Source organism: Sphingobium sp. IP1 (genome assembly GCF_002708645.1).
GTDB classification, from domain to species: Bacteria; Pseudomonadota; Alphaproteobacteria; order Sphingomonadales; family Sphingomonadaceae; genus Sphingobium; species Sphingobium yanoikuyae.
Window position 1 is genome coordinate 1 of record NZ_NOIW01000144.1, and the last position, 10,519, is coordinate 10,519.

Below are 10,519 nucleotides of genomic sequence, written 5' to 3' on the forward strand. Positions count from 1 at the left end.
CTGCTGCATGGTGCTCAACCCGACGCACTGGTGCTGTGCCATGATCCGATGCGCCAAAGGTCGCCGCCACCGCCTGGATCGCTTCTTCGGCCTTCACCTGACCGAAAATCTGGATCTCGATCGGCCCCGAAGCCAGGATCGGCTCCCAGGTCTGGCGGAAGCTCTGCGGCGTCAGCGCGTTGATTTCCGCCTTGGACGGGGTGCGGAACCGCACATCCTTGTCATGCAGCAGCCAGTTGAGGTCACGCCCCAGCACGCCGTCGGGCGCGCGCGACATCGCGTCATAAGCGACCGAGGCGCCGGTCTTCACCCGCGCGATCGGCGCCGGATCCCAGCCGGGCTGGTACAGCTTGGCGGCAAACAGGCGCAACTGATCCTTGTAATCGGCCGGACGGGTCACCGCCTGCAATTCGAACGCGTCATCGTCGGTCGAAAACTGCATGCCCATGCGCCGGCCATTGGTCAGGTCGTCCAGCTCCCGCTGGCCCAGCTTGCCGATGCCGCTCGCCACCAGCGCATAATCGCCGGCCCAGCTTGCCACCGGCTTGGTGGGTGAGAAGGCCTGCTGGCCATGACCGAAGCGGACATTGATGCGCACCTTCTCGGTCTCCGCATCATTGGCGAACAGCGTCAGCTTGACGCCGTTGGAGAAGGTGATGCTCTCCATGCCCTGCAACCCGACCGGCGTACGCGACACGACGGTCGCGGGCGCGCCGAATTTGGGCAGGTCGTCCATCGTCACCGCCTTGTCGGCCAGGCGGGCATTGGTCGCCGCCTTGACCGGCGCGGCGAGCGCAGCGGCCAGCTTCTGGTCCTGCCCCGCCTCGACCTTGCCGGTGATCAGCATCGCCCGGAACACCCCGGCGGAAAAGAGGCGACGGGCGCAATCCAGTATCTTCTGCGGCGTCATCGCTGGCTTGCCGGAGCGGAAGATGTCGAGCGCCGCCTGCGGGCTGACCGTGGTTTCGCGAATGTCCACCGCGCTCACCAGATCGCTCGCCTGCTTGGCCCCGGCTTCCGTGTCGGCATTTTCGACCTGGATCGCCAGCGCCGTGTCGAGCTGCGCATATTCGCGGTCGATTTCCTGCTGGGTCGGCGGCGCGGCCTTGGCATCCTCGATGATCGCGCGCACATCGGCCAGCGCCTTCTCCCAATTCTCGCCGGTGGGCGTGATGGTGATGAAGGTGCCGTCGGCCGACCGGCTGATATCCTGCTGATCGACGCCCGCTGCCAGGAAGCTGCCCCCTGCCCGTGCCGCCTGCTCCAGCCGCCGGCTGACAATCTGCAGCGCCAGCATGTCGGTCAGCTTGTCCTGATTATAGACGATCGTGTCGGCATGGGGCTTCCAGGGACGCAGCCAAGCCATGGTGAGGCCCGTCGGCGAGCCCGGTTCCACCACAACGCGGGTGGCCGGCGCCTTGGGGTCCGGCTCGCCGAAATCGGGCTGCTCGGCGCCCTTGCCGCTATCCTGCCAGCTGGCAAAATTATCCTTGAGCAATTGTTCGGCCAGCGCCGGATCGATATCGCCGGCAATCGCGATCACCGTGTTTTCCGGACGATACCAGCGCTGGTGGAAGGCTTCGGCCTTGGCCGCGGTCACCGCGTTGAGCGTCGCGACCGTGCCGATCGGCGCATGGTCGGCCAAGGCTTGGCCAGCGAAGAAATGCTGGCGGCTGGCATCGGAAATCCGCATCTGCGGCCCGTCGCTCTCGCGCCGTTCGGCCAGCACCACCGCCCGCTCGGCATCGACCGCGCTGTCGACGATATTGGGATCGGTCATCATGCCGGCCAGGATCTTCAGGCTTTCGCCAAGGCTCGTCTGATTGGCCTGTGGCAGGTCCAGCGCATAGGTAGTTCCGGTCGGCGTGGTTGCGGCATTGCTGTCGCTGCCGAAGGTTACGCCCAGCCGCTGCCAGATGCGCTTCGACTCGCCATCGGGCACATGGCGCGACCCGCGCATCGACAGATGCTCCATGAAATGGGCATAGCCCTGCTCATCAGGACGCTCCATCAGCGATCCGGCATCGATGCGCAGGCGGATCGACACCTGCCCCGGCGGCACGCCATTGCGGCGGATGGCATAGCGCAGCCCGTTGGACAGCGTGCCGAACCGCCACGCCGTGTCGATCGGCACATCACTATTTTCGTAGAGCCAGGGTCGGATGTCCGCCTGGCTGCTGCCCGGCGCGGCCTTTGCGCCGGCAACCGAAGGATCGGTCCTTGCCGCCAGCGGCAGGGGAGAGCCCGACAGAAGCAGGGCAAGAATGGTGAGCGAAGCGGCCGAACGGCGGGGGGTCAAACGCATAGGCAGGGGAGCCTAACGGCATTTTCCTGAATGACCACTGACAAAGATGGTCACGCCGCGGCATCGGAGCATCGTGCAAAGAACGGGGAACCGCTCTTGCGCCCCACGCGATGCATCAATGAAAATATGGCGCGGACGCAAAATGGCGCGCGCCAGAGCGGTTCGTCCCGGACGCTCCATGGGGAGCGCCCGGAACGCCTCAGCTATCAGCCGCGCGGTGCGCCGGTGCGCTGGACCGCGCCCTTGTGCGTGCCGACGGCGCCACCGCCGCCACCACGACGACGACGGAAATTCTTCTTGGCGCCGGCACCATCGCCTTCGCCACGATGCGCGCCCTCGCCACGATGGCCCCCTTCACCCCGGCGAGCCTTGTCTGGCGCGCCGCGCTGGGCCTTCTGCCCTTCCTGATAACGACGCTGGCCTTCGGCACGCTTGGCCTGCTGGGCCGGGCTCTGGCTCGGCCCCTTGCGCTGCGGCGCGGGCTTGGGAAGGTTGCGCACGGCCTCCAGGAAATTCTCCGGCAGGGGCACGATCTCGGGCTTCACCTTGGTCGCCCGCTCGATTGCCTTGAGGTAAGGCCGTTCATCATCCGCCACGAAGCTGATGGCGATGCCGTCCGCGCCGGCACGCGCCGTCCGGCCGATGCGGTGGACATATTGTTCCGGCACGTTCGGGATTTCGAAGTTGATGACGTGGGACACGCCCGACACGTCGATGCCGCGCGCGGCGATGTCGGTCGCGACCAGCAGCTTGCAATGGCCATGGCGGAACGCTTGCAGCGCGGTGGTGCGCTGCGCCTGGCTCTTGTTGCCATGGATCGCGAAGGCCTGAATGCCCGCGCCCTCCAGGAAGCGCACGACGCGGTCGGCGCCATGCTTGGTGCGGGTGAAGATCAGCGCGCGGTCGATCTCCTCGGTCTTCAGCACGATGTGCAGCAGCGCCTGCTTCTCCGCCTGGTTGACGAAGGTCAGCTGCTGGCGAACGCGCTCGGCCGTGGTCGACTGCGGCGCGACGCTGACCTTGACCGGATCATTGAGGAACTGGCCGGCCAGTGCCTCGATCTCCTTGGGCATGGTGGCCGAGAAGAACAGGTTCTGGCGATCGCGCGGCAACAGCTTGGCGATGCGCTTCAGCGGGTGGATGAAGCCCATGTCCATCATCTGGTCGGCCTCGTCGAGGACGAAGATTTCCGTGTCCTTGATGGTGAAGGCGCGCTGGTCGATCAGGTCGAGCAGGCGGCCGGGGGTGGCGACGACGATGTCGACGCCGGCCGACAGGGCACGGATCTGCTTGTTGACCGGCACGCCGCCGAACACGCTTTCCACCGACAGGCGCAGGAAGCGGCCATAGTCGCGGAAGCTCTGGGCGATCTGGGCGGCCAGCTCGCGGGTCGGCGACAGCACCAGCATGCGACAGCCCTTGATCGGCGTCGGCTTGGGGTTGCGCGCGAAATAGTCGAGGCTGGGCAGCGCGAAGGCTGCGGTCTTGCCGGTGCCGGTCTGGGCGATGCCGCACAGGTCGCGGCCTTCCAGCAGGACCGGAATGGCCTTTTGCTGGATCGGCGTCGGCTCGGCATATTTCTTGGCGGTAAGCGCCTTGATGATCGGCTCGGAAAGACCAAGTTCATTGAAATGCATGAGAAACTCACAAGTCGGCCGGGCGCCAACCTGTCTGCGGACGCAGCAAGGGCGCAAGGCGGGTTAGGAAACGACCCGCGTGAATAGGGAAGCCTCAAGCTTGGCGCAGACTGTCATTGGCCGGTTCCCAGGGCCTGTCAGAGCCGGGAACGATCACGCTGCCAATCGCTATCGGGCCCCAAGGGCCATGCTGCGCTGCCGCACATATGGGGCAAATGCCGCCGAAAAGCAAGCGGCCACGGGATTTCGCCCGCGGCCGCCCAACATGACATTCGGGTTTAGAGGCTCACCTCGGCATGCTTGTCGCGCAACTCCGCCCGGACATCGCCGCCAAACATCATCTTGAACACCCCGCCGATCGACAGATCGGCGCGCCAGATCTCGGCCGTGCCAAGGTCAAAGCGCAGCATCAGCAGGTTGGGATCCTGCCGTCCGCCCGGATACCAGGCCTCGACCTGCTTCGACCAATAACGGTCGATCACCGCCTCGTCGGTCTCCGGCACCAGCGTGCCGTTGATGCAGGCGAACAGATAATGATCCTTCGCCGCGAACTGCGCCATCGCCGACCCACCGGCGGCCAGCCGATTGTCGCGACTGGTATAGAACCAGAAGCAATGATCGGCATCCTTGTCCAGCTGCGCGGTCATCGGCACGCTGTGCGCATGGCTGCCCTGCAACCCCACCATCAGGAACGGGCTGCTCGACAGGTCCGTCCAGAAACGCTCGCGAATATCCTTGTCGTCGCTCATCTTTCCATCTCCTTATCTGGGGCTTCACCAAAGGAAATGGCCCGACGCCGCCGAAGTTCCGTTTGACCGCTTGATCTCGCGCGCGCACGTCGCCACATAGCGGCCATGCTGATCGAGACCGAACTCACGCCCAATCCGGCGACCGTCAAATTCCTCCCCGGCCAGGCCGTCATGGGCGCCGCGGGCACCCGCGACTTCGCCAGCCCCGAAGAGGCCGAAGCCTCGCCGCTGGCCGATGCGCTGTTCGGCCTGGGTGACGTGACCGGCGTCTTCTTCGGTGCCGACTTCATTTCGGTGACGATCGCGCCGGGCGCCGAATGGAGCGACGTAAAGCCGGAGATTCTCTCGATCCTGCTCGACCATTTCTCGGCCAACATGCCGCTGTTCGCCGCCGGCACCGCCGCGGGCTTCAGCGTCCCGGCCGAGGAAGAGGCCTTCACGGATGATCCGGAAGATGCCGAGATCGTCGACCAGATCAAGGATTTGATCGAAACCCGCGTGCGCCCGGCCGTGGCCAATGACGGCGGCGACATCATCTATCGCGGCTTCGACAAGGGCACCGTCTATCTGCGCATGCAGGGCGCCTGCGCCGGCTGCCCCTCCTCCTCCGCCACGCTCAAGAACGGCATCGAGCAGCTGCTCAAGCATTATGTGCCGGAAGTGACGGAAGTCCGCGCGGTCTGACGCTGCGATGACCGGATTTGGCAAATCGCCCCGGATCGATTAACCGCAGCCATATCCATATCGGCACCGCGGCTTCGGGGGAGTGAATTTGCGCATATTGGTCATCGACACCGCCACGCAGGCGCTGTCCGTTGCGCTGCTGGAAGACGGCCAGCCAATCGGCCATTTTCATGAAATCGTCGGCCGCGGCCATGCCGAGGCCCTGCTGCCCGCGATTGCCGCGCTGCCCGATGGCGGGCGCGCCGATGCGATCGCGGTCGATGTAGGCCCCGGCAGCTTCACCGGCGTGCGCATCGGCATCGCCGCCGCCCGCGCCTTGGCGCTCGCCTGGTCGGTGCCACTCCATGGCTATAGCGCCTTTTGCCTGATCGCCGCGATGGCGGCGCTCGACCATCGGGACGGCCCGGTCGCGGTCACCATCACCGGCGGCCATGGCGAACTCTTCTGGCAATTGTTCGAGGCCGATGGCCGCACCGCCACGACCCAGCCCGCCTCCACGCCGATCGCCACGCTCGCGACCCAGCTCGACATGGCGCAATTTTACGGCACCGGCGCCGAGGCGCTGGTCACCGCACGCGGCGACGGCACCGCGATAGCCCTCTATCCCGAAGCCGCGCGCTACAACCTGATTGCAGAGCTGCCGCCGCTTGCCCCCTCCCCGCTCTATGGCCGCGAGGCCGACGCCAAGACGATCGCGGAGCGCGCCGCTTCATGATCCCCGCCGGCCTGACGCTCGACACCTATGATGAGGGCGAGCGCAATGCGCTCGCCGACGCCATGGAAGTGATGACCCGCGCCTTCGACCCGCTGTTCGGCGAGGCCTGGACCCTGCCTCAATTGTCGGGGGTCATGACCATGCCGGGCACCTGGCTGACCATCGCCCATGTCGATGCGGCCCCGCTCGGCTTCGCCCTGGTCCGCTCGGTGCTGGACGAATGCGAACTGCTGCTGCTGGCGGTCGATCCGCTATGGCGTGGCCGTGGCATCGGCCGGTCCCTGCTGGGCCACAGCCTGACACTGGCGCGTCGCCGCGGCATCACGTCGATGAACCTGGAAGTCCGCGCATCGAACATGGCGGTCAAACTTTATGAGACTATTGGTTTCGAATATGTACATCGTCGCCCCGGTTACTATCGGGGCAATGATGGAAAGCTTCATGACGCCTTGAGTTTTCGCATCGACATGCTTGTTTAAGGCAATCTTCTCTTGCGAAGGCAGGCCACAGGGTCTAGCCAAGATCTACCGCTCTGAATCCATTTCCTCAGGCGGGTCGCACAATAGAAGCCTTTGCAGGAAACAAGAAAAATGGAAAACGAATCGGCACAGAGCGAACTGCTCGTCACTCTGACCTCCGACATTGTCGCTGCGCACGTCTCGAACAACAGTGTTGCTGTTTCCGACGTCGCAACCCTTATCCAGAATGTTCATGCCGCGCTGACCGGTCTTTCGACCCCGGCGCCCGCCCCCGAAGTCAAGCCGGAACCGGCTGTTTCGGTACGCGCATCGATCAAGCCGGATTACATCACCTGTCTGGAAGACGGTAAGAAGCTCAAGATGCTCAAGCGTCACCTGATGACCCATTATCAGATGACCCCCGAAGATTATCGCGCCAAGTGGGGCCTGCCGGCGGATTACCCGATGGTCGCCCCCAATTATGCCGAACAGCGTCGCTCGCTGGCCAAGAAGATTGGCCTCGGCACGAAGCGCCGCCGGACCCGTGGCGGCAAATAAGCCCCACAACTTCGGTATTTACCTATTGCGAAAGGGGCGCATCGACGATGCGCCCCTTTTCCGTTGGAACAAAAGCGGCTAGGCAATGTCCGACTTTTCCATTTTTGAAGCGAGCCAGCCCCCCGCATGAACCGCAAGATCGACGTCGAAGCCCTCTGTCACGAAAAGGGCCTGCGCATCACCGAACAGCGCCGGGTCATCGCCCAGGTGCTGAGCGACGCGACCGATCACCCCGATGTCGAGGAACTGCACAAGCGCGCGTCCACCATCGATCCGGGCATCTCGATCGCCACCGTCTACCGCACCGTGCGCCTGTTCGAGGAAGCCGGCATTCTGGAGCGCCACGATTTTGGCGACGGCCGCGCCCGCTACGAAGCTGCCCCGGAATCGCATCATGACCATCTGATCGACGTCGAAACCGGCAACGTCATCGAATTCGTCGACCCCGAACTGGAACTGCTGCAGAAGCAGATCGCCGAAAAGCTCGGCTTCCGCCTGGTCGACCATCGCATGGAACTCTACGGCGTCGCCCTCGACCGCAAGGACTGACGCCTTGGCGCCACTGCGCCGGGCAGGCCGCATCGCCGCCCTGCTGGGCAGCCTGCTGCTCTGCCTGCCCCCGCACCTCTTGTGGCGCCTGCTTCGCCGTCCATCCCCCTGGCCGCGCCGCTTCCTGGGGATGGCGGCCCGCTCGGTCGGCGCCAGCGTCCGGTTGGAAGGTCACCCGGTCGACAGCGACATGTTCCTGGTCGCCAATCATGTCAGCTGGATCGACATTCTCGCGCTGGCCGACGCCACCGGCGCAGCCTTCGTCGCCCATGACGGCATTGCCAGCTGGCCGGTGATCGGCTGGCTCGCCGCCCAGAACAACACCTTGTTCGTCTCGCGTGAGAAACGCGGCAGCCTGTCGGGCCAGCTCGATGCACTGCGCGCCGCGCTCGCCGGTCATCAGCCCATTGCCCTCTTCCCTGAAGGCACGACCAGCGACGGCAGTGGCCTGCTGCCCTTCAAGCCCTCGCTGCTCGCCGTGCTGATGCCGCCGCCGCGCGCGGTGATGATCCAGCCGGTCCATATCGATTATGGCGCGGCCACGGCGGAGATCGCCTGGCATGGCGACGAACCCGCCGGCGCCAACGCCAAACGGCTGCTGGAGCGCAAGGGCCGCCTGCCCGTCACCATCCGGTTCCTGGAGCCGTTCGACCCGGCCAGTTGCGCCGATCGCAAGATATTGGCGGCCACCGCGCACCAGCGGATCGCCGCAAGCATTGCCGCGCACCTGCCACCTTCCTCTTCGGGCCAAGCGCCTGTATAGCTGGACGGCATGAATCGTAACGACGCCCCCGAACATAAAGCCGGCAAGGGCCCGGCCACCTTCCAGGTCAAATCCTTCGGCTGCCAGATGAACGTCTATGATGGCGAACGCATGGCCGAAATGCTGGGCGAGCGCGGCATGACCGCTGCTGCCGATGGCGCAGAGGCCGACCTCGTCATCCTCAACACCTGCCACATCCGCGAAAAGGCGGTGGACAAGGTCTATTCCGACATTGGCCGCCTGACCCGCGAGGATGGCACGCGCCCGATGATCGCCGTCGCCGGCTGCGTCGCCCAAGCCGAGGGCGGCGAGATCCAGCGCCGTGCCCGCAATGTCGACATCGTCGTCGGCCCGCAGGCCTATCACCGCCTGCCCGACCTGATCGGCAAGGCGCAGCGCGGCGAGGAGGCTGTCGACACCGACATGCCGGCCAATTCCAAATTCGCCGCCCTGCCCGGCCGCACCAAGCAGGCCCGACCGACCGCCTTCCTGACGATCATGGAAGGCTGCGACAAATTCTGCACCTATTGCGTCGTGCCCTATACCCGCGGCGCGGAGATCAGCCGCAGCTGGACCGCGATCCTGGACGAGGCCAAGGCGCTGGTCGATGGCGGCGTGCGCGAGATCACCCTGCTCGGCCAGAACGTCAATGCCTGGACCGGTGAGGATGACAAGGGCCGGATGCAGGGCATGGATGGCCTGGCCCGCGAACTGGCGAAGCTCGGCGGGCTGGAGCGCATCCGCTACACCACCAGCCACCCCAACGACATGAGCGACGGGCTGATCGCCGCCCATGGCGACGAGCCCAAGCTGATGCCCTTCCTCCATCTGCCGGTGCAGTCGGGCAATGACCGCATTTTGAAGGCGATGAACCGCAGCCACACGGTCGACAGCTATCTGCGCATCATCGAACGCGTGCGCGCGGCCCGGCCGGACATCGCCTTGTCGGGCGATTTCATCGTCGGCTTCCCCGGCGAAACCGACGCAGAGTTCGAAGATACTCTCAAGATCGTTGAGCAAGTGCGCTACGCGCAATGCTATTCCTTCAAATACAGCCCCCGCCCCGGCACCCCGGCGGCGGACATGGATCACCAGATCCCGGCGGCGGTGATGGACGAACGGCTGGCCCGGCTGCAGGCCGCGATCAACCGCCATCAGGTCGATTTCAACAGCGCCACGGTGGGCCGCACCACCAGCATCCTGCTCGAACGCAAGGGCCGCTATCCCGGCCAGCTGATCGGCAAGACGCCCTGGCTGCAATCCGTCCATGTCACCGCGCCCGAATATGGCATTGGCGACATGGTCGAAGTCGATATCATCAGCGCCGGCCCGAACAGCCTGGCCGGCGAAATCAGCAGGAGGAAAGCCGCTTGAACCAAAGCCTCGTCATTCCCGCACAGCCGGGAAGCCATCTCCCCGACCCACGGCGCCTGCCGGTCCTTACGAGATGCATGACGAGCCAGGGAGGCTTTTGAATGGGCAAGAAACCGCACCATCCCCGCACCGACATTGCCGAGCGTGCGCGCCTGGAAGTGACGTTCGAAAAGCCGCATCTTCTGGGTGCGCTGTTCGGCCAATATGACCAGAATCTGGTCGCGATCGAGAACCGCCTCGGCGTCTATATCGCCGCGCGCGGCAACAAGCTGCAGATCGAGGGCGAGGCCGAAGCCGCCGCCCGCGCCCGCGACGTGATGACCGGCCTCTACAACCGCATCGTCGCCGGGCAGGAAATCGACAATGGCGCGGTGGAAGCCGTGATCGCCATGTCGGCCGAACCGACGCTGGATGGCATCATCCGCCATGACGTCGCCGAACCACCCAAGGTGATGATCCGCACCCGCAAGAAGACGATCGTCCCCCGTTCCGCCACCCAGGTCGCCTATATGGAGGCGCTGACCCGGAACGACATCATCTTCGCGCTTGGCCCGGCAGGCACCGGCAAGACCTATCTGGCGGTCGCCCAGGCGGTCAGCCAGCTCATCACCGGCAGCGTCGATCGCCTAGTCCTCTCCCTGACGGCTGTCGAAGCGGGCGAAAAGCTCGGCTGGCTGCCGGGCGACATGAAGGAAAAGGTCGATCCCTATCTGCGGCCTATCTGCGA

Annotated in this window: 11 protein-coding genes; 8 read left to right on the forward strand and 3 right to left on the reverse strand. The window is 65.1% G+C overall.

What is annotated here, in order from left to right:
* The 3 genes from CG471_RS26985 to CG471_RS26995 all read right to left on the reverse strand — a co-directional run.
* Positions 1–2,305 (reverse strand): M16 family metallopeptidase (locus CG471_RS26985; protein WP_099234355.1); only part of this gene is annotated, 2,305 nt, incomplete at its 3' end.
* A gap of 206 nt (positions 2,306–2,511) precedes the next feature.
* Positions 2,512–3,942, reverse strand: a complete 1,431-nt coding sequence (locus CG471_RS26990; RefSeq protein WP_099234356.1) for a DEAD/DEAH box helicase — start codon at positions 3,940–3,942, stop codon at positions 2,512–2,514.
* 278 nt (positions 3,943–4,220) lie between these two features.
* Positions 4,221–4,691 carry a pyridoxamine 5'-phosphate oxidase family protein gene (locus CG471_RS26995; protein WP_099234357.1) on the reverse strand — a complete coding sequence of 157 codons (471 nt, stop codon included), beginning with the start codon at positions 4,689–4,691 and terminating at the stop codon, positions 4,221–4,223.
* Positions 4,692–4,796: 105 nt separating this feature from the next.
* Between CG471_RS26995 and CG471_RS27000 the strand changes: the two genes are divergently transcribed.
* The 8 genes from CG471_RS27000 to CG471_RS27035 form a co-directional block, all read left to right on the forward strand.
* Complete coding sequence (locus CG471_RS27000; protein WP_004207592.1) at positions 4,797–5,375, forward strand: NifU family protein; 579 nt, start codon at positions 4,797–4,799, stop codon at positions 5,373–5,375.
* 88 nt (positions 5,376–5,463) lie between these two features.
* On the forward strand, positions 5,464–6,090 hold the full coding sequence (gene tsaB / locus CG471_RS27005) for a tRNA (adenosine(37)-N6)-threonylcarbamoyltransferase complex dimerization subunit type 1 TsaB (RefSeq protein ID WP_180275812.1): 627 nt from the start codon (positions 5,464–5,466) through the stop codon (positions 6,088–6,090).
* Positions 6,087–6,569 carry a GNAT family N-acetyltransferase gene (locus CG471_RS27010; RefSeq protein WP_037511585.1) on the forward strand — a complete coding sequence of 161 codons (483 nt, stop codon included), beginning with the start codon at positions 6,087–6,089 and terminating at the stop codon, positions 6,567–6,569. Before tsaB ends, CG471_RS27010 begins: the two co-directional genes overlap by 4 nt.
* Before the next feature lie 111 nt (positions 6,570–6,680).
* Complete coding sequence (locus CG471_RS27015; protein ID WP_099234358.1) at positions 6,681–7,106, forward strand: MucR family transcriptional regulator; 426 nt, start codon at positions 6,681–6,683, stop codon at positions 7,104–7,106.
* 126 nt (positions 7,107–7,232) lie between these two features.
* A complete protein-coding gene (locus CG471_RS27020; protein ID WP_004207596.1) occupies positions 7,233–7,655 on the forward strand; it encodes a Fur family transcriptional regulator in 423 nt (140 codons plus the stop codon).
* A 4-nt stretch (positions 7,656–7,659) separates the two neighbouring features.
* Positions 7,660–8,418 (forward strand): 1-acyl-sn-glycerol-3-phosphate acyltransferase, encoded by a 759-nt coding sequence (locus tag CG471_RS27025; RefSeq protein WP_099234359.1) that lies wholly within the window; start codon positions 7,660–7,662, stop codon positions 8,416–8,418.
* Between the two features lie 9 nt (positions 8,419–8,427).
* Positions 8,428–9,792 carry a tRNA (N6-isopentenyl adenosine(37)-C2)-methylthiotransferase MiaB gene (gene miaB / locus CG471_RS27030; protein WP_099234360.1) on the forward strand — a complete coding sequence of 455 codons (1,365 nt, stop codon included), beginning with the start codon at positions 8,428–8,430 and terminating at the stop codon, positions 9,790–9,792.
* Between the two features lie 101 nt (positions 9,793–9,893).
* On the forward strand, positions 9,894–10,519 hold a 626-nt coding region (locus tag CG471_RS27035), incomplete at its 3' end, for a PhoH family protein (protein ID WP_180275813.1).